The sequence below is a fragment of the Synechococcus sp. PH41509 genome, assembly GCF_020514285.1.
Classification (GTDB): Bacteria; Cyanobacteriota; Cyanobacteriia; order PCC-6307; family Cyanobiaceae; genus Parasynechococcus.
Genome location: NZ_VTLD01000005.1, coordinates 128,689 through 148,183 on the forward strand (window position 1 = coordinate 128,689; position 19,495 = coordinate 148,183).

Annotated in this window: 14 protein-coding genes; 5 read left to right on the top strand and 9 right to left on the bottom strand. The window is 60.9% G+C overall.

Annotated features, from left to right (window positions below; translation table 11 throughout):
• Positions 1-2: 2 nt before the first annotated feature.
• From FZZ88_RS02885 to FZZ88_RS02895, 3 genes are read right to left on the bottom strand one after another with little or no spacing between them, the layout of a single operon-like run.
• Complete coding sequence (locus FZZ88_RS02885; RefSeq protein WP_166015700.1) at positions 3-1,256, bottom strand: HlyD family secretion protein; 1,254 nt, start codon at positions 1,254-1,256, stop codon at positions 3-5.
• Positions 1,256-4,186, bottom strand: coding sequence for a type I secretion system permease/ATPase (locus tag FZZ88_RS02890; protein ID WP_166015702.1), 2,931 nt, complete (start codon positions 4,184-4,186; stop codon positions 1,256-1,258). Before FZZ88_RS02890 ends, FZZ88_RS02885 begins: the two co-directional genes overlap by 1 nt.
• On the bottom strand, positions 4,183-4,866 hold the full coding sequence (locus tag FZZ88_RS02895; protein WP_255606426.1) for a peptidylprolyl isomerase: 684 nt from the start codon (positions 4,864-4,866) through the stop codon (positions 4,183-4,185). Before FZZ88_RS02895 ends, FZZ88_RS02890 begins: the two co-directional genes overlap by 4 nt.
• 203 nt (positions 4,867-5,069) lie before the next feature.
• Between FZZ88_RS02895 and galE the strand changes: the two genes are divergently transcribed.
• Both galE and selD read left to right on the top strand, forming a co-directional pair.
• Positions 5,070-6,104 carry a UDP-glucose 4-epimerase GalE gene (galE, locus tag FZZ88_RS02900; protein WP_166015704.1) on the top strand — a complete coding sequence of 345 codons (1,035 nt, stop codon included), beginning with the start codon at positions 5,070-5,072 and terminating at the stop codon, positions 6,102-6,104.
• Complete coding sequence (gene selD / locus FZZ88_RS02905) at positions 6,101-8,128, top strand: selenide, water dikinase SelD (protein ID WP_166015706.1); 2,028 nt, start codon at positions 6,101-6,103, stop codon at positions 8,126-8,128. Before galE ends, selD begins: the two co-directional genes overlap by 4 nt.
• Here selD and FZZ88_RS02910 read toward each other — a convergent pair.
• Together FZZ88_RS02910 and FZZ88_RS02915 are read right to left on the bottom strand one after the other, a co-directional pair.
• Positions 8,073-9,497, bottom strand: coding sequence for a hypothetical protein (locus FZZ88_RS02910; protein WP_166015708.1), 1,425 nt, complete (start codon positions 9,495-9,497; stop codon positions 8,073-8,075). The two genes, selD and FZZ88_RS02910, sit on opposite strands and share 56 nt — an antisense overlap.
• The gene (locus FZZ88_RS02915; protein ID WP_166015711.1) at positions 9,494-10,705 is read right to left on the bottom strand and encodes a CCA tRNA nucleotidyltransferase; all 1,212 of its coding nucleotides are present in this window, start codon (positions 10,703-10,705) and stop codon (positions 9,494-9,496) included. The genes FZZ88_RS02910 and FZZ88_RS02915 overlap by 4 nt, the downstream gene beginning before the upstream one ends.
• A 45-nt stretch (positions 10,706-10,750) precedes the next feature.
• Between FZZ88_RS02915 and FZZ88_RS02920 the strand changes: the two genes are divergently transcribed.
• On the top strand, positions 10,751-11,737 hold the full coding sequence (locus FZZ88_RS02920) for an SIS domain-containing protein (RefSeq protein ID WP_166015713.1): 987 nt from the start codon (positions 10,751-10,753) through the stop codon (positions 11,735-11,737).
• Positions 11,734-12,285, top strand: a complete 552-nt coding sequence (locus tag FZZ88_RS02925) for an HAD family hydrolase (protein ID WP_166015715.1) — start codon at positions 11,734-11,736, stop codon at positions 12,283-12,285. The genes FZZ88_RS02920 and FZZ88_RS02925 overlap by 4 nt, the downstream gene beginning before the upstream one ends.
• A gap of 13 nt (positions 12,286-12,298) precedes the next feature.
• Here the strand turns inward: FZZ88_RS02925 and katG are convergent, their stop codons facing one another.
• The 4 genes from katG to FZZ88_RS02945 all read right to left on the bottom strand — a co-directional run bounded on the left by katG (position 12,299) and on the right by FZZ88_RS02945 (position 18,466).
• The gene (gene katG, locus FZZ88_RS02930) at positions 12,299-14,488 is read right to left on the bottom strand and encodes a catalase/peroxidase HPI (RefSeq protein WP_166015717.1); all 2,190 of its coding nucleotides are present in this window, start codon (positions 14,486-14,488) and stop codon (positions 12,299-12,301) included.
• 72 nt (positions 14,489-14,560) lie between these two features.
• Entirely contained in the window at positions 14,561-15,340 is a 780-nt protein-coding gene (gene kdsB / locus FZZ88_RS02935) for a 3-deoxy-manno-octulosonate cytidylyltransferase (protein WP_166015719.1), read from the bottom strand.
• Positions 15,340-16,050: a hypothetical protein gene (locus FZZ88_RS02940; RefSeq protein ID WP_166015721.1), complete on the bottom strand. Its 711-nt coding sequence runs from the start codon at positions 16,048-16,050 to the stop codon at positions 15,340-15,342. The genes kdsB and FZZ88_RS02940 overlap by 1 nt, the downstream gene beginning before the upstream one ends.
• A 25-nt stretch (positions 16,051-16,075) precedes the next feature.
• Entirely contained in the window at positions 16,076-18,466 is a 2,391-nt protein-coding gene (locus FZZ88_RS02945; RefSeq protein ID WP_166015723.1) for a UvrD-helicase domain-containing protein, read from the bottom strand.
• 44 nt (positions 18,467-18,510) lie between these two features.
• Between FZZ88_RS02945 and FZZ88_RS02950 the strand changes: the two genes are divergently transcribed.
• On the top strand, positions 18,511-19,383 hold the full coding sequence (locus FZZ88_RS02950; RefSeq protein WP_230332805.1) for a hypothetical protein: 873 nt from the start codon (positions 18,511-18,513) through the stop codon (positions 19,381-19,383).
• The last annotated feature ends 112 nt before the right edge of the window (positions 19,384-19,495 follow it).

Genomic DNA, 19,495 nt, shown 5'->3' on the forward strand with positions numbered 1-19,495 from the left:
ACTCAGAGACGCTGTAGCGATTCCGCCTTGTCCTGGAATTCTCCCAGCAGCAGCTGCAGGTAGGAGACCTTGCGCAGCTTGATGTTCGCCGTCAGGCTCATGCCCACCTGCAGGGGCAAGGAGGATCCAGTCTTGAGCTTCAGCTGTTGATCATCCAGCTGAATCGTGACCGGGAAACTGAGTTCCTGACGCTGCTCCTGGGGGTCAGGCTCTAGGGCATCGGAACCGATGCGAATCACTTTGCCCTTGAGCACTCCGAAATCAGTGGAAGGGAAGGAGTCGATGCTGATATCGGCAGTCATGCAAGCGTCACGCTTTTCAGGACAACCCGGTGGCACCTGCACAAAACCGATTTTGTTGCTTGGCACCTCCACCTTCGCTTCGAGCGAACCCATCGGCACCACCTTCATGACCGTCTGGGTGGATTGGGCGGTGAAGCCACGGGAGGTGGGCTTGAGATCAAAGATCACGCCATCCACAGGCGACCTGAGCTGCTGATAACGCAGGGTGACCTTGCTCTCCACCAAGCGCCCATTGAGATCGGCGAGTTCCGACTTCAACTGGGCCGTCTGTTGATCAAGCAGAGCGATCTGACGGAGCCGTTCCGCCTTGGTCTGCATCAATTTTCCGCGGGTTTCGGCAACGACGTTCTGCTGATTGAGGTATTGCACTTCGGAAAAGGCACCAGCTGCCTCCAACTGCTCGTAGCGCTCGAGGATTTCAGCCTGCAACTGCAGATTGTTCTCCAACATCAGCACCTCTTCCTGATTGACTTGCATGGTTTTGAGCTTTTCCTGCTCTTTCAACTGCAGTTGTTCCTGCATGAGCTTGATGTTTTTTTCAAGACTCACGCGCTGTTCCTCACTGGCTTCAGTGTCCAGCTTCATCAGCACCTGACCGGCCTTCACACGATCACCTTCGGCCACGAGGATTTGATCCGCCACACCGCCCACGGGCATCTGGATGTCCTGGACTGATCCGATCGGCTCCAGCTGGCCTGGTGCCACGACGATCTCCTCCGTCCGAGCAAAGGCCAGCCAGGCCACTCCGAACAGACTGCTGCCAATCAGGGTCCAGGTGACGGTGCGCATCCAGAAGCGACCCTGCTGAAGAATCGATGCGTCGTAGGTGTTGAGATCGGTTGCATCTCCCATGTCGCCGGGGTCAAAGCGACGCAGAAAGTCCCGGGACGTGGCAACCAGATTGCTGGACCCCTGCCTGACGAGGGCCGTCAACTTTTGAGGATTCATCTTCATCAGGAGCTCTCCTGCTGGCGGTAAAGGGCGAAATAGCGACCGCGGTGCGTCATGAGGTCATCGTGCGTGCCGACTTCAACAACAGCTCCCTGGTGCAACATCACAATCACGTCGGCCTTACGGATGGTCGACAGACGGTGGGTGATGAAGAAGACGGTGCGGTCGTTGAGGTTGTCGAGAAGGTTGTCGCAGACCTTCCGTTCGGTTTCGTAGTCGAGCGCGCTTGTGGCCTCATCCATCACGAGCAGCCTGGGGTTGCTCAGCAAGGTGCGGGCGATGGCAACTCGCTGTCTCTGTCCTCCGCTGAGGGCAGCACCCCGTTCACCAACAGGCGTGCTGTAGCCACTGGGAAGATCCATGATGAAGTCATGGGCATTCGCGAGACGTGCGGCCCGCACGATCTCCTCACTGGACGCTTCAGGGTTTGTGAGCGCGATGTTGTCACTCACAGTTCCACTGAACAAGAGGGGATCCTGAGGAACGATGCCGATCTGACGACGCAGGGAATAGAGCTCGACCTTTCCGATGTCGTAGCCATCGATCAGGATCCGACCGTTCTCTGGGTCATACAGCCGGGGCAGCAGTTTCATCAGCGTGCTCTTGCCGCTTCCGCTCTGGCCCACGATGCCCACAAAGGTGCCGGCAGGAATCTCGAGATTCACGTCCTTCAGCACCTGCGGCTGCCCGGGACGGAATCGAAAGGACAAATTCTCAAACCGCACGTCTCCCTGCAGCGGCGGCAGCATCACCTTTGATTTATCGACTTCATCGGATTCCTCCGGCGTATCGATCACATCCGCAAGCCGTTCAAAGCTGACGCGCAGTTCCTGGATGTTCTGCCAGATCGTGGACAGGCGCAGCAGGGGTTGGGTGACGTAACCGGAGATGATCCGGAACGCGATGAGCTGACCCAGAGTCAGATCGCCACTCAGCACCATGGAGGCACCAATCCAGAGCACCATTAACTGAGAGATCTTCTGCAGCACCTGGCTGGTCTGATTCAGGGCCGTGCCGGTGATGGTTTTCTCAAAGGTGCGGGCGATGTATTGGGAATAGAAACCCTGCCAGCGCCAGCGGCTGACCATCTCCACGTTCTGGGCCTTCACCGTCTGGATGCCGGTGAGCACCTCCACCAGATGACTCTGGGTCTTGGCGTTTTCTTCGGCAGCCGCACGGAACTGACGGCGGAAGAGGGGCGCACCCAGGATCGTCAGTCCGATCTGAATCGGAAGAACGGAGAGGGCGATCAAAGTGAGCAGCCAGCTGTAAATCAGCATCACCGCGATGTAGATCACAGAAAAGGCGGCATCCAGGATGGTGGTGAGGGCTTGACCGGTGAGGAAATTGCGGATCTTCTCCAGTTCAGCCACCCGAGTTCCCAATTCGCCCACAGGGCGCCGATCGAAATATCCCAGGGGAAGACGCAACAGGTGGTCGATCACCTCAGCCCCAAGGCGCTGATCAATCCGGTTGGTTGTTTCCGCAAAAAGGAAGGTCTTGAGGCTGCCGAGCACGCCCTCAAGAATGGTCACCACCACGAGGGCGATTCCAAGTACTTGCAGCGTGTCAAGGCTGCGCTGGGTAATCACCTTGTCGATGATCACCTGAATGAGCAGCGGATTGGCCAGGGTGAACAGCTGCACCACAAAACTGGCGGACAGCACCTGGATCAACACGCCTCGATAGCGCTTCAGAGCAGGCCAAAACCACCCTGGGCCAAACTTCTGATCGGGCGTGGAATTGGACCGCTCCATCAGAAGCAGTTCGATCCCATCGGGGAACTGCTCCGCCAGATCATCCGGCGCCAGGGTCACCATGCCCTGCCTAGGCGAGGCCAGCTTCAGACCCCGCTCATTGCTGGCGATCACCAGAGCAAAGCCTCTCTTCCACGGCAGCATTGAGGGCACCTGGAGACGCGTTCCCGCTCCCGCCGGGACCCGTGCCGCCATTACGTGCAGACCAAGACTCGCTGCCAGCTGCCCACAGAGCTGGAGATTCGGAGTCAGGCCACGACGGAGGTTGTCCTGAAGAACCTTCTCGATCGAATCACGGCGAAACGGCAGCTTCATCAGCTGCGCCAGCATCTGGAAACAGGCCAAGGTTTCCTGAAGCGAACCATCAGCACGGATCAGCCGTAGACCGTCCACCACATTCCGCTCTGGGCTGTAGCTGCTGACGGGGGGAAGGATCTCGGCATCTTGAATGGATTCGAACGGCGTCAGGGCTTTCTCTGGATCACTCTCATCCCGGGGCTCTAAGGCGGAAGCCTCGATTGACGGCAGCGCCACCAGACGCAGAGAAAAAGGTTCGCAGGACGGCATGTCCGCAAATGATCGAACCGGTTGACCGACGCTCAGATCGCCCCACGCACTTGTGACATAAAGACGCTTCCCGGCAGCCAGGGCTGCATCCACCGCAGTGGAGTTCGGAGCACAGCGCTCGGCGGAATGCAGGGCACTTTCCAGCTTTTCAAGGGCAGAGCTCTCGGTCTCAGGGTTGTTCTGCTCAAGAGCTTCCAACAGCTTGAGCAGCTCCTGGGGCCAGAGCTGTTGATCGCACCAGTTTCGGAATGAGAGTTCGCTGGAATAGAGCTCGCGCCAGAGTTCGTCGGAGAGTGCACAGGCAATCACCTCCTCAGCTGCGATCACGTTCTCGCAAGGGGCACCGCAAAGATGACTGGCGGCCCCAATCACACTGCCGGGGCCGAACTTGCCGACCGTGGTGAGGCGGCCATTGTTACGACCAACAAGCCTCGCCTGGCCTCGGAGGATGACCAGGATCCGGGCCGGGATGTCGTTGGGATCACACAGCTGCCCGCCAAGCTCGAAACGGAGCACATTGCTGCAGCTCTCCAACCTGGAAGCCGAGACATCAGAGACACCGCGGAAGGCCGGATGCTCCAGCAACGGGAAAGACGGCGTCTGGGTCATCGGGAGATACTGAAGTCGCTGAAGTCATTTGTGGGCGCGGGCTCTGTCGTTCCAGAGGCAAGCAGGCTCAAGCTGTTGGCGGTTTCCTCTTCGATCCAGGCGTCGAACATTTCTTGGCACATCTGATCAGAAACCTCATCGGTGAACGTTGCTGGCGCATAACGCTCCAACCGAACCACCAGCCACCAATCCGAAATTCGGAAGGGTTCAAGCAGCACACCGGGCTGAGCGACCCGTAACTTCTCGACCAAGGTCGGATGCGCCTGGGTGAGGGAGACGGGGCCCACGATTCCGTTGGTGTTGCGTTCCGGTCCCTCGGCGTAGCGCTTGGCCAGATCGGCGAAATTGGATTCACCCGATTCGATCTGCAGGTACAGCTCACGCGCCAGAAAGCTGTTCTCGAGACGGAGCAAGCTGTAAACCACCTGATCCAGCTCGTTCTTGCGTTCCAGGAAGCGCGCCTCAGCCTTAGCCGCGAAACGCTCCCGAATGAAACTGCGGCGACGGATGCCGTGACGAAGACGCTCCAGAACCTCCCCCTCGCTACGCCCAAACTCACCCAGAAGCTCCGCCCACTGCTCGATGCCGTCGTAACCACGCTGCTCAAGCAAGTCGAGCCGCGCCTGCTCCAGCTGTTCATCAGAGACCACGACGTGGGCGATCGCCTCACTGGTCACCATTTGCTCTACCAAGGGCTTGAGCAGATTGAACCGGTCAAGCAAAGATTGACCTTCTGCCCCAATCGCTCGCTGCAACTTCGGAACCACCGTTCCGCTCTTCACAAGCCCAATGCAATGGGACAAAAAATAGGTTCAATCGATTAGGGCGGCAGCCATTTGCAATCAAGCTGATTCAGAATCAAGACACCAGAACGCTTGAAGTCATGGGCCGGCGCGTCCTCATCACCGGCGGCGCCGGCTTCATTGGGAGTCACACATGCCTCGTCCTAATGGAACAGGGCTATGAGCTTGTGGTGCTCGACAACTTCGAGAACAGCAGCCCTGAAGCTCTACGGCGGGTGCAAGAGCTGGCGAGTTCGACCCAGCTAAACCTTGTAGAGGGGGATGTACGCGACCCAAGTGCGTTGGATCAGGCCTTCAGCGCTGCTGGAGCCGTGGATGGGGTGATTCATTTCGCCGGACTAAAAGCCGTTGGGGAATCCGTAGCCAACCCCCTTCTTTATTGGGATGTGAATGTGAATGGCAGCCGCATTTTGGCGGCTGCCATGGACCGCCATGGGTGCCGGACTCTGGTGTTCAGCAGCACAGCCACCGCCTACGGAGAGCCTGAGACGTTCCCGTTGCAGGAAGACATGCCAACGGCGCCGGTCCACCCCTATGCCCAGACCAAAGTGGCGGTGGAACAGATGCTGGGGGCCCTGTGTCGCTCGGGCCAATGGCAAGTGGCTTGCCTGCGCTACTTCAACCCGGTTGGCGCTCATCCAAGCGGACGGATCGGTGAAGACCCGATGGGAATTCCCAATAACTTGTTCCCTTACATCACCCAGGTAGCCGCAGGCCGCCGGGATCGATTACGCATCTTCGGCCAGGACTACCCCACACCGGATGGCACCGGCATCCGGGATTACCTGCACGTGATGGATCTGGCCGAAGCCCATGGCTCGGCTCTTGATCACTTGTTCGAGCGGCAAACGTCTGATCCCTTAATTCTGAACATCGGCACCGGCCGTGGCCTCAGCGTGCTGGACGTGGTGCACGGTTTCGAACAGGCCACAGGTTTGACCATCCCCTACGAGGTTGTGGAGCGTCGACCCGGCGATGTGCCCCGCCTCGAGGCCTGCCCCCAGACCGCGCGGAGAGTTCTCGGCTGGAGTGCCCGCCGAAGCCTGGAGGAGATGTGCCGTGATGGCTGGGCCTGGCAGCAAGCCAATCCAGCGGGGTATCGGCACAACCAATGAGTGCAGCTGGTGTGCTGCTCCTGGCCGGCGGCGGCCACAGCCATGCGCTTCTGCTCAATCGCTGGGCGATGCGGCCGGAGCGACGCCCGCCGCACAGCATCACGCTGGTGAACCGCAGCAGCACAGCTCTGTATTCCGGCATGGTGCCTGGGCTGATTGCCGGTCTCTATCAGCGCGACGAGCTCGCCATCGACCTGCGCCAGCTCTGTGACAGGGCCGGGGTGGCCTTCGTGGAAGCGGAAATCACCGGATTGAACCCTCAGCAGAACTGGCTGACGCTTCGCGACCGGCCTGCACTCCACTTCGATTGGCTCAGCCTAGATGTGGGTGCCGTGAGCCGACCGAGCGCCACTGGGATTCCCATCAAGCCCTTGGAAGCCTCACTCGCCTTTCTGGAGAGCGAAGATCCATTCGACCCCAAGCCCCTGCGGGTCATCGGGGCTGGAGCTGCCGGGCTGGAAGTCGTCCTGGCGCTGCGACGTCGCTGGCCGCAACGGGCGCTGGAACTGCAACAGCGTCCTGGGCAACTGGATCGAACCCTCCAACGGGTGCTCCGACGGGCGCGTATCGACTTGATCAATGACGACAGCCACCCCTGCGGACCCAGCCTGCTGTGCACAGGAAGCCAGGGTCCCGCTTGGCTTGCGACGGCCGGTCTACCGCTGGATCCCGATGGCCGGATCCGCACGGATCGCTGCCTCAGGGTGGACGGGCATCCATCCCTGTTCGCTAGCGGAGACTGTGCCGTGATCAGTGCCGCGCCCCGCCCGGCGTCAGGGGTGTGGGCGGTACGCGCCGGACTCCCCTTGGCCAGCAATCTGGAAGCAGCCTGCCGGGGCCAACCCCTGCGCCCCTGGCAGCCGCAACGTCGGGCGCTGCAGCTGATCGGCAGCCATCAGGATGCCGCCTGGGCGCGCTGGGGCAGCTGGCGGCTGGGGCCATCGCCTCTGCTTTGGCAGCTCAAACAGCGCATCGATCGCGCCTTTATGGATGGATTTCTGCAGCCGGCGTCGATGCCCGATGCAGAGCCAATGGCCTGCCGGGGTTGCGCCGCCAAGTTGCCGGCACAACCCCTGGCCACAGCACTGGACCGGGTGGGACTGGGGGGACAGCCCGAAGACGCCGCCCGTGTCCCCGGTGATCAGGAGCTGCTGCAAAGCGTGGATGGCTTCCCAGCCCTGGTGAGTGACCCCTGGCTGAACGGCCGCCTGACGGCCCTGCATGCTTGCTCTGATCTCTGGGCCTGCGGTGCTGCTGTCTCCAGCGCCATGGTGACGATCACGCTGCCGATGGCCTCAGCCAATGAGCAGCAGGAACTGCTGGTGCAGACCATGGCCGGCATCCGCTCGGTATTGGATGAACAGGGAGCCGAGCTGATCGGTGGACACACGATGGAATCCCGCAGCGCCTCACCGGTGCCGTCAAGCCTTGGGGTGCAGGTCACCCTCACGGTGAACGGCAACAGCCCTAAATCACCCTGGCTGAAATCGGGCCTGCGGCCCGGTGATGCCCTGCTGATCAGTCGCCCTCTTGGCACCGGCGTGCTGTTTGCAGGGGCCATGACAGGCGCCACATCCGCCCTTGATCTGGATGCGGCGCTGCGGACCATGGCCTGCAGCCAACACACGCTCCTTCAGAAGCTGGCACCGGTGCGGGAGGGGATTCACGCCTGCACCGACATCACCGGTTTCGGTCTGCTCGGACATCTGGGCGAGATGCTCCAGAACCACCCAGAGCTAACAGTCCAGCTGGACGGCTCTGCGATCCCTGCCTACGCCGCATCACTGGAGCTGTTCGAACGCGGCATCTCCAGCACCCTGGCCCCTTCCAACCGGACCGGCTGGCGATGGCTGGAAGGGCCGGTTCAGCTCCAACAGCCCCCTTCAGCAGCCCTGCTGGAGCTGCTGGTGGACCCCCAGACCTGTGGCCCCCTGCTGCTGGCCTGCACAAGCACCGCAGCCGCAGAGCTCACTCAGAGCGGTCCGTGGATTCAGATCGGCAGCGCAGCAGCCGCGCATGGGTGAGGTCAGTGGCTTCTCGTTCACAGCGAAAACCCGCCCGCTCAACCCGCGATTGCAGGGGTTCGAGCTTGCGCTTCATGGCCTGTGTCGGCCCACTGCTGGCCAGCCAGAGCTGCTGGGGCGGATCCTGCCCCAGCAGCCTTTGCTTGAGATCCTCCTTCCCGCCCCACGCTGCTGAAGGCGAAGGGATCCGTCCCATCGCCGCCTCCATCCGGTCGCTGAGGTTGAACAGACGCTCGCGGGGGCTGTAGCGCTCCTCAAACCCGCTGGTGCGCTGGCTGATCAGACGGAACTGGTCCTGTTCCCGCACACCACCAACGCCGGCATCGAGCTCGCTGAATCCCTGCCCCCACCAACTGGCCAACAACAGCACCAACACAACAAGACCACAGCCGCGGCCCAAGAGATTGAGCTTCAACCCACCGATCTGCACTGCCAAAACAGACACAACAGCCGGCAGCAACACCACGAAGTAGCGGCTGAAGGCCATTGGCTTCACGAACGACACAACAACCACCCCCAGGACCATCAGCAGGGACGGGATCAGACCGCTTCGATCGAGCAGAGACGTCTCCGGCCACGGCAAACGGCGCAGCCCTCCCCAGCGCCGCAGAACCACCAGCAGCAGAAGGATCAGGGCCAATTTGGGCAACGGCCAGAGACCAAGGCCGCGGGCCAAGGTTTCCTCGAACAAGGCGTAATCCGGCACACCAATCCAACTGCCGGCCCGGGAGCTGAACAGATAGTCCGCGGCATAGGCCATCCAGGCCAAGGCCGGGAGGGCTCCGATCAGAGCGGCGGCAGCAAAGGTCCAGCGACGTCGCCAGCCATCCCAAGCCGCGGCCGCCAGCACCAGAAACAAACCATAAAAATGGGTCACTCCGGCCAATCCAGCTACAGCTGCGTAGGCAATGGGATGGGATGAACGGCGCCACCACCAGGCGAGAGACACCAATAGGACAAGCACGGCATAGCTCTTCCCCTCGATCGCAAAACGGATCGGGTAAGGACTACAAAAGGCCAAGAGCGCTGCGATCGACGCCACCCTGACCCTGGTGCCCACCTGGCCAAGGGCCATCGCCTGACGGACCATCACCAGGCCACCGGCCAGATACGCCAGCCAAGACAACAAGCGAAGGCTGACTGGGCTCTGGCCGACCAGATGCCCCCAGAACCACAGCAACGAGTAGTAAGCCGGGGGGTGGGTGTCTGCCCGCAGCATCGCCAGCAAGCTGCTGAAGCTGGGCTGAAAACTCTTGCCGACGCTGTAAAGCTCATCGCTCCAGAGCGCTGTGGCATCGATCAACAGCAAGACCCGCAGACCAAAGGCCAGGCAAAGACCCACCACCAACACAAGCCAGATGCGTTTCATCGGCTGCGGTCCTGAGCAGCACTGCGCTGCCGTCGCAACTCCTCGCCGATCGCCGGACCCGGCTGCCAGCCCGCGGCGATCAGGTCGTGCGCTGTTTGTGGCGCCTGAATCCGCCGCCATCGTCCCCACCAGCGCAGCAGCGGCTTCCATTGCTGCGGGCGGAGAGTCACCGCAAGGGCCACCGCCTCCGGTTGCCAACCCTGTTGCTCAAGGGCCCTCGACCAGACCGATGGGCTGGACTCCAAGGACGGGGTGCCATCCAACAACCAGTCGCAAAGTGCCCCGCACTGCTGCAGCCATTGCTGCTGCTTGCCTTGAATCTGCAGCCGTTGCGCAACAGCAACCGGGTCCACTGCTCCCAAAAGAAGAGCCGGCATCAAGGGAAGGCCCAAGCGTTGAGCCCAGCGCAGCCGCTGCGTGCGCCGTGGATCGTTCTGAAGCTGAGAGTCCAACAGCGGCAGTGACTGCCACTGCTCCAAAAGGTCCAGAGCCTGCGGCCAGGGTTCCCGCTCCAGCAGACGCTCCAACTCCATCCGCAGTCGTGTAGCGAGGGCCGGTGGTGCCGTCGTCGCGGCATCTCCCTGACGCCAGCTCCAAGGCCACTGCTCGACGGTGCTGCGGATCTGCGCACGGCTCTCCTGCGCGAGCTGGAACCCGAGCCGAGCGGCGTAACGGGCGGCTCGGATCACCCGGGTGGGGTCATCTTGAACGCTGCCAGCATGCAGAAACCGCAGCTGGCCTGAGGCCAGATCCTCCTGGCCATGGTGGAGATCGATCAGCTCACCGGCCACGAGATCGAGAGCCATGGCATTGATCGTGAAGTCCCGGCGTGCGAGGTCAGCCTGGAGAGTTCCCGCTCGTACCACTGGATTCTGTGCAGGAGCGGGGTAATGCTCCAGCCGCGCCGTGGCCAGATCCAGCGGAATTCCATCAAGCTGAAACGCCACCGTGCCGAAGGCCCCATGCTCCTGGACACCGCTGATGCGTTCGGATCCGAGCTGACGACCCAGTTCCGCCACAAGCGCAGCGGCATCCCCTTCCACCACCCAATCCAGATCAGGAACACCCGACCAGACGCGGCCGCCGCGCTGATGCAGCAGCTGATCACGCACGACGCCGCCAACAAGGGCCAGACGGGGGATGCTGAGTGATCGAGCAGCTCCCAGCAGCGCCTCCAGAACGGAAGACGGCACACCTGGAAGATCCATTGCGGGGCGTGCAGGAGAATGGGTTGATCATCACGGATTACATCCTTGTCCGCTCTCACCCGCTGCCTTGAGGAGGAAGCCTCAGCGATTGCCACAGCTGCCGAACGCTTGAGCAGCGATCAGGTGGAAGCCGCCCTGGCCCTCTTGGAGCACTGCGCAGATCGCAAGGCCAAGCTGGTGATCACAGGTGTAGGAAAGAGCGGCATCGTGGCCCGCAAGATCGCAGCCACCTTTTCGTCGATAGGGCTCATGGCCCTGTTCCTCAACCCCACCGACGCACTCCATGGCGATCTGGGTGTGGTGGCAGCCGAGGACGTCTGCCTGCTCCTGTCCAACAGCGGCGAGACCACGGAACTCTTGGAGGTGCTACCCCATCTCACCCGACGCGGAACCGGTCGGATCGCCATCGTCGGACGTGCTGACTCCTCCTTGGCCCGCGGCAGTGACGTGGTGCTGGAAGCGGGCGTGGACCGTGAGGTGTGCCCCCTCAATCTGGCCCCCACAGCCAGCACAGCCGTGGCCATGGCCATCGGCGATGCCTTGGCTGCGGTCTGGATGGAACGGCGCGGCATCTCACCAGCAGATTTCGCACTGAATCACCCCGCCGGATCCCTGGGCAAACAACTGACCCTCACGGCAGCCGACCTGATGGTGCCCGCCAGTCAGCTCCACCCCCTGCAGCCCCACACCCCATTACCCGAGGTAATCGGCGGTTTGACACGCGACGGCATCGGCAGTGGTTGGGTCGAAAATCCCGACAACCCGGGGGGCCTTCTTGGCATCCTTACGGATGGAGATCTCCGCCGTGCCCTGCAGGATCACGGCGCTGAAACCTGGAGCCATCTGACGGCGAAAGATCTGATGACCGCCGATCCGATCACGGTGAAAGCCGATGTTCTGGTGGTAAATGCCCTCGAGCAAATGGAGCGCAATCGACGAAAGCCCATCTCTGTACTGCCTGTGGTGAATCAAGAGCATCAACTGATGGGCCTGCTGCGCTTGCATGATCTGGTTCAGGCCGGACTCGCGTGAACGGGCTGCGCTGGTGGTGGCGGCGCGACCGCTTGAGAACAATTGAGTTGCTCGTACTCGACGTAGATGGAGTGCTCACAGATGGGGGCCTTTGGTTCGACGCAGAAGGGCATCTGAGCAAGCGCTTCGACGTACGCGATGGTCTTGGGATCCGCTTGCTACAACAGGCAGGTCTTCATGTCGCCTTTCTCAGTGGTGGCCAGGGAGGAGCGACGGAGGTGCGGGCCCGGCAGCTGGGCATCAGCCATTGCCTTGTGGGCATCAAAGACAAGCCGGCGGCTTTAACAGACCTCCAGAACCAACTAGGAGTGAATGCCGCGCAAACCGCCTTTGTAGGAGATGACCTCAACGATCTGGCCGTTCGGCCGGTGGTCGGACTGTTGTTCGCACCTGCGGACGCCTGTCGACCCGTCCGCCGCGGTGCCGATGCGGTACTTCGCCGCAGGGGCGGCCACGGGGCCGTCCGGGAGCTGGCGGAACGCATCCTTCAGGTGCGTGGTCGATGGGGACGCCTGCGCCGCGACGGCTGGAAAGATCGCAACGATTGAGGAGAGCGATCCCTCAGCGAACATCGAAGCGATCGAGGTTCATCACCTTCACCCAAGATTGAACGAAATCAGCAACAAAACGGCTGGCGCCATCGTCCTGGGCGTACACCTCCACGATGGCTCGCAGTTGACTGTTGGAGCCAAAAACCAGATCGGCTCGGCTGGCAGTCCAGCGTTCATAGCCTTGGGCATCCCGACCGATGTAATCCTCCATAGCCTCGCTCGTCGGCGACCAGCGGATCGACATGTCGAGCAGATTCACGCAGAAGTCGTTGCTCAACACGCCGACACGGTCGGTAAAAACCCCCTGGCTATTGCCGCCGCTGTTGGCTCCCAGCACCCGTAAGCCGGCTAGCAATACCGTCATCTCCGGTGCACTCAGACCAAGCTGTTGGGCACGGTCCACAAGGCACTCTTCCGCACGAAGCGGCAGACCACTCCGCTGCCAGTTGCGGAAGCCATCGGCGATCGGCTTCAGCACATTGAACGATGCGGTGTCGGTCTGATCCGCGGATGCATCCATCCGTCCGGGCAAGAACGGAACGGTCATGCTGTAACCACCGGCAGCGGCCGCTTGCTCCACAGCAGCGGATCCGGCCAGCACGATCAGATCCGCCATCGACACCCGTTGACCACCTGCAGCTTCAGCGTTGAATTGCCGCTGCAACGTCTCCAGGGCCTGCAGCACACTGCGCAGCTGCCCAGGATCATTCAACTCCCATGTGTTCTGGGGTTGCAAACGGATCCGGCCGCCATTGGCACCACCGCGTCGATCGGATCCACGGAACGTTGATGCAGAACCCCACGCGGTGGCCACCAGGGCACCGATGCTGCAGCCGCTGGCCAGAACACGCTGCTTCAGAGCCTGGATCTCGGGCTCACCGATCAGCGGATGATCCAGAGCGGGCACTGGGTCCTGCCAGATCTGCACCTCCTTGGGCACATCTGCACCGAGATAGAGAGCCCGGGGGCCCAGATCCCGATGGGTCAGCTTGAACCAGGCCCGGGCGAAGGCATCGGCGAAGGCGTCCTGATCCTGATGAAAGCGGCGCGCCACAGGCTCCATTAGCGGGTCGTGCCGCAACGACAGATCCGCCGTAGTCATGATCGGCGCGGACGATCGACCTGGAACGTGAGCATCAGGAACCATGTGTTCCGGTTTCACATCCTTAGCGACCCACTGCCAAGCCCCCGCCGGACTCTTGGTCAGTTCCCACTCATAAGTGAACATCATCTCGAAGTAGCCCTGATCCCAACGAGTGGGATTGGGTTTCCAGGCTCCTTCGATGCCGCTGGTGATGGTGTGTTCCCCTTTTCCGCTTTCAAAGCGGTTGTGCCAGCCCAAGCCTTGCTGATGCAGATCAGCCCCCTCAGGTTCCGGCCCCAGGTGTGATGCAGGAGCCGCGCCGTGGCATTTGCCGAAGGTATGGCCACCTGCAACAAGGGCAACGGTCTCCTCCACCGTCATCCCCATCCGAGCGAAGGTGTCGCGCACGTCCAGTCCGGAGGCCACGGGATCCGGATGACCATGGGGCCCTTCAGGGTCGACGTAGATCAGCCCCATAACTACTGCTGCAAGCGGCTGATCGAGCCCCCCCTCAGTGTTGTGGCGTTCATCCGCCATCCAGTCGGTTTCCTTGCCCCAGAACACATCTTCTTCGGGCTGCCAGATATCGGTGCGGCCACCGGCGAAACCGAAGGTGCGGAATCCCATCGATTCCAAGGCCACATTGCCGCTGAGGATAATTAGATCCGCCCAAGAAATGGCGTTGCCGTACTTCCGCTTCAACGGCCAAAGGAGTCGGCGAGCCTTGTCGAGATTTGTGTTGTCTGGCCAACTGTTGAGAGGAGCAAAACGCTGGTTGCCGTGACCGGCACCACCGCGTCCGTCGGCGCTGCGATAGGTACCGGCGCTATGCCATGCCATACGAATGAACAGACCGCCGTAATGTCCCCAATCCGCTGGCCACCAGTCCTGGGAGTCACTCATCAGCACCGCCAGATCGGCCTTCAACGCCTCCAGATCAAGGCCGGCGAAGGCGGCGGGGTAGTCAAAGCAATCCCCCAGGGGATTAGAGGCTGGGTGGTGCTGATGCAACAGACCGAGATCAATCTGATTTGGCCACCACTGCCGATTGCCCGTGTGGGCCGATGGGGTGACGGCACCAACATGGCCACTGAAGGGACATTTGAGCTCAGACACGACACTTCCACCCCCGCGGGAGGTGTGGTCACAAGCCTCAAGCTATTGAGGGTTGGTGATTCCGGCCGCCAGTCAAACCATCGACCGGGCCTGTTCCAACTGCTCTGCGGTGTCAACCGAAAGGGATGTGCCCTCCACCGGGAATGTGGCGATGGTGAGGCCAGCCTCGATCAACCGCAGCTGCTCGAGACGTTCCAGATCCTCTAATGGGGAGGCAGGCAACTGATCCCAGGCGGCAAGCACATCTCCTCGAAAGCCGTACATACCCACATGCCCCCAGTAGGTGGTGTGCTGATGCCAATCCGCCTCGTCCACATCACGCACATGGGGAATGGCGGACCGGGAGAAATACAGGGCGCGTCCATCATGAGCCAGCAGAGTCTTCACGACATTGGGGTTATGCACCGATTCGGGCTTCAGCCCGTAGACGGGGGTAACCACCGCGGGCACTGAATCCTGGCGCCGAAATTCCTCCACCATGGAATCGATCACGGTGGGATCGATGAAGGGTTGATCGCCCTGAACGTTGATCACGGCAGTCTCTGCTGCAACGGGATCCTCGTCCCCCCAGGCCAGGGCCATGAGGGAGTGGGCCACCGATGCGATGCGCTCACTGCCTGAGCCGCAGGACTCCGCGGTCATCAGCACAGGAAACCCCCAACCCTCGGCCCGAGACTGCAACTCAGAGCTGTCGGTGCACAGCACCACGGCTTCAACGCCGCGTGCCTGACGGCAACGTTCTAGAACCCGCTGGATCATCGGTTGGCCGCCGATGTCAGCCAGCACTTTGTTGGGCAGTCGAGAAGACTGAAGACGGGCCGGAACGGCCACCACACACTTGCGAATCGCCATCAATCCCAGAGTTTCATTGCATCGTCGCGGGCACTGAACCATTCAGCAGCCAGAGGCCCTCCCATGGTGCGCTGCTCGCGAAACCAGGGACCACCAAGGGTCCAGTGCAGCATCGGGGAGACGTCCTCGGTCACAGGTGGAGCCTGCACGTCTACCAGATGATTCCAACCACCCTGGATGGCGCCAATCTCATGGTCACCCTCTAGCCAGTGGAAGCGGTGAAGCTCCAACCCCGTTGCTGTGTTCACATAATCGGGCGTGAGCTTGGTACAACGGCTGCAGTTGAGCAGCATCAGAGAACTCCAGTTCTTCTTGGGATAGGCGCTCTGCACCTCGCCGAGAAATTTCACGGTCTCCCCAGGTACATGCTCGTGCTGCACGCACATGGCGCCATACGCGTCATCGCGCTGATCCCAGAGCGCCTTGATGTCAGCCCGGCACAGCATGTCGCAATCCATGAACAGGGCCCAGCCCTGATAGCCCATCAAATAGGGAACCAGAAAACGGGTAAAGGAAAAAGCAGTGCTTTGTTTGGGGTCCCGCTCTCGCCGGAACAACCCCTGTGCCTCCAGCTGGGGTGTCACCAGCGGTGTTATCGCCAAGGGAACACTGCTGTTCTGGTAAAGGCTGTCGATCAGAACATTGGTCGCAGCCCTCTCTCTCGGGTCGTAGCCGATGAAGATGGGAATCGGCTGGCTGGAGGTCGACACAAACCGTTGATGGCTGAGATGGAGATTAAGCGGTGGTCACGGGTTCGATCGGCGCCAGCCGCGGATCCAGGATCTTGGGGCCCATTCCGGCAAACTTGACCGCAATCGACACCTTCTCACCGCTACCGAAAGTGTGGGTGATTTCACCAACACCGAAGCTGGAGTGGATGACCTGATCGCCGACCTGCCAGCTGCGGCCAGGGGCGGGACCAGCCTGACGGCGACGCACAGCATTGGCAGGGGCAGATGACGGCTTTTCGCGGTCCACGCGGGTGAGCCGGTCGAGGCGCCGTTCACGCCGGAGGGCAGCCCCTCCTGTCTGCGGAAGGTCTCCCTGAATCAGGGCTTCTGGCAGCTCAGACAGAAAGACCGAGGGCACCGCCGCTTCGCGCATGCCTCCCCAGAGACGTCGCTCACAGGCATGGGACAGGAACAAGCGTTCCTTGGCTCGGGTGATGCCGACATAACAAAGCCGGCGCTCCTCCTCAAGCGAGGCCGGGTCATCCAGGGAGCGATAGCTGGGAAAAAGACCCTGCTCAAGACCCACCAAGCACACCACAGGGAACTCGAGCCCTTTGCTGCTGTGCAGCGTCATCAAGGTGACGCGATCGGCAGCGGTGTCCTTGTTGTCGGCATCGCTGGACAAGGCCGCCGTGGCCAGGAATCCCTCCAGGTCGCCCTCATCGTTTTCCTCCTGGTATTGCAGAGCGGCATTCACCAGTTCCTGCAAGTTGCGGCGGCGCTCATCAGCCTCATCGGTGCCATCAGCTATCAACTCGCTGACGTAGCCGCTTTTCTCCATCACCTGCTGAATCAGTTCTGACGGCGCCACATCACGGCTGCGGCCCTTCAGATCATTGACCAGTTCACAGAACTGAAGAAGGCCCTTGGACGAACGGCCGCCAAGGGAGCGCACCGCTTCGGGATCACTCACCACATCCCAGAGCGGGATACCCAGTTGATTGGCAGCATCGGTGAGGCGCTGAATCGTGGTCTTGCCGATGCCACGTTTCGGCACGTTGATCACCCGCAGCAAGCTGACGGTGTCGGCCGGATTCACCAGCAGCCGCAGATAGGCCAGTAGATCCTTGATTTCGCGCCGGTCGTAGAAGCGCAGTCCCCCCACCACGATGTAGGGGATGCCCCAACGCACCAGCGATTCCTCGATCGAACGGGACTGCGCATTAGTGCGGTAGAGCACCGCCATGTCTCCCCAACTCAGCTCTGGGTTGGCGGCTTCCATGGTGCGCAGGCGATGTACTACGGCTTCCGCCTCAGCAATCTCATCATCACAACGAGTCAGCGTGATCAGCTCACCCTCCCCACGGGTGGGACGAAGCACCTTGTCGATCCGTTCGCTGTTGTTGGCAATTAGGGCATTCGCTGCCTCGAGGATCGTGGCAGTGGAGCGATAGTTCTCCTCCAGCTTCACCATCGTTTGGGTGCTGTCATCCGGCGCCTGATCACCGAAGTCGTCCTGAAACCCCATCAGGATCGTGAAGTCAGCCGCACGGAAGCTGTAAATGCTCTGGTCGGCGTCACCGACCACGAAGACAGAACGACCGGACCAGTCCTCAACATCCTGAGGCTCCTTGCCATCGGTGACCAACAGCTTGATCAGGTCGTACTGGGTGCGGTTGGTGTCCTGGTATTCATCCACGAGTACGTGGCGAAAGCGACGATGCCAGTAACTGCGCACCTGCTCGTTCTGCTGGAGCAACTGAACTGGCAGCAACAACAGATCGTCGAAATCAAGAGCGTTGTTAGCCGCCAAGGCTTTGCGGTAACGCCGATAAACATCGGCCGTGAGCTTGCCCCGCTGGCCTTCGGCATTCGCCTCGAGCTGATCCGGCAGCCAACCCTGGTTCTTGGCATTGCTGATGGCCCAGCGGGTCTTTTTCGGCTCGAACCGCTTGGGATCCAACTGCAGTTCCTGGGTGACGATCTCCTTGACCAGGCTCTGGGCATCAGCTTCGTCGTAGATCGAAAACTGCTTAGTCCAGGTCAGTCCCTCCGCATCCTTGAACTTGTCGATGTCGTAGCGGAGCATCCGCGCAAACAGGGCATGAAAAGTGCCAATCCACAACTCCTTGGTCACCTCCCGGTAGATGCGTGAACGCAACTGGCGCTGCTCCACCGGTGGAAGGGTGCTCCAGGGCTGGCCGTACTGGCTTTGGGCCAAACGCTGCGCCAGGAGCAGCTCAAGCCGCTCCTTCATCTCGCGGGCGGCTTTGTTGGTAAAAGTCACCGCCAGGATTTGAGCCGGGTCGGCACCGTGTTCACCGATCAGGTGAGCGATCCGATGGGTGAGAGCGCGCGTTTTGCCACTGCCAGCGCCTGCCACCACCAGCAGGGGTCCCTCGTGATGGTCCACCGCCCGTCGTTGGGCGTCGTTGAGGCCGGCCAAAAAGCTCATGGGTGGAGATTAGTGGTGCTTAGATGCCACCAACGCAGCTGCGGATGACTGGCGAGTTCTCGATGCCATCCCCCAAAGGGCCACAGCGCGCGCTTCTCATTCCGGCTCCACCGAAATGTGCCAGCCAGACCCTCGCCGCCCTGCTGAGCGACCACCTTGATGCACCGGTTGTACGCCACAAAACCACCAAGGGGTTCGGACACCTGCTCTTGGATGTTCCAGAGCTTGGACGCCGCGAACGTTGGCTGCACAGGATCCGGTTCCAGCAACAGCACAAACGCCTCTTGGTTTACGGGCATTACCCGGCGTCCCACCACAACCTCAAGCAGTTGAAGCAGCGCTACAGCACAGCGGCTGTGGTGATGCCAGTGCGCCCACTAGGCGCTTTGCTGTGCTCCCTCATTCACCACACCCGCCGCAAGAACTACGGCCCCCTTGATCTTCGCTGCCCAGGACTTACAGATGGCATCCCAGACCTCCATCAGCGGTCAGAAAGCGACCTATTCCACCTCTTGGGGATCCTCTATCTCCCACAAATTCATCTGCTAATTCGCAGCTGGATCGAGGCAGCAAAGGCAAACAACCTCCCCCTATTTTTTGTTCCTTTCGAAAGCATCACAGGAGCACAAACCGAGCTCCTGGCCAAGATCAATTCACTCTTGCCCGAGGACTACCAAAACGCTGCAAGGCCCCACGCAAAAAACAACGCGGTCAAGGTCAATCTGTCAGTAACCCGCAAGATCAAAACTAGTGACATCGCATCCGACCAACGCGAATCAGTTAACGCGATAGCAACGAAGCTGCTCGGCTGCGACGACAGCCTGGGGGACCTCCTGGCATATCTGCTCTCCGACCTTCACTCATCTAACAAAAAGTGCGTCGCCCCTATGACCTGGCACTTCAACAAGCAGCAGTAAAATAACTTAGATAAACCATCACTTTTGCCTTTCTCTCGCACCCAGAAACGCATTCGCAGAGAGCTTCGAGTACAGCGCGCCCTCCTGAGCCTGGCCATCGAGCGCAAAACAT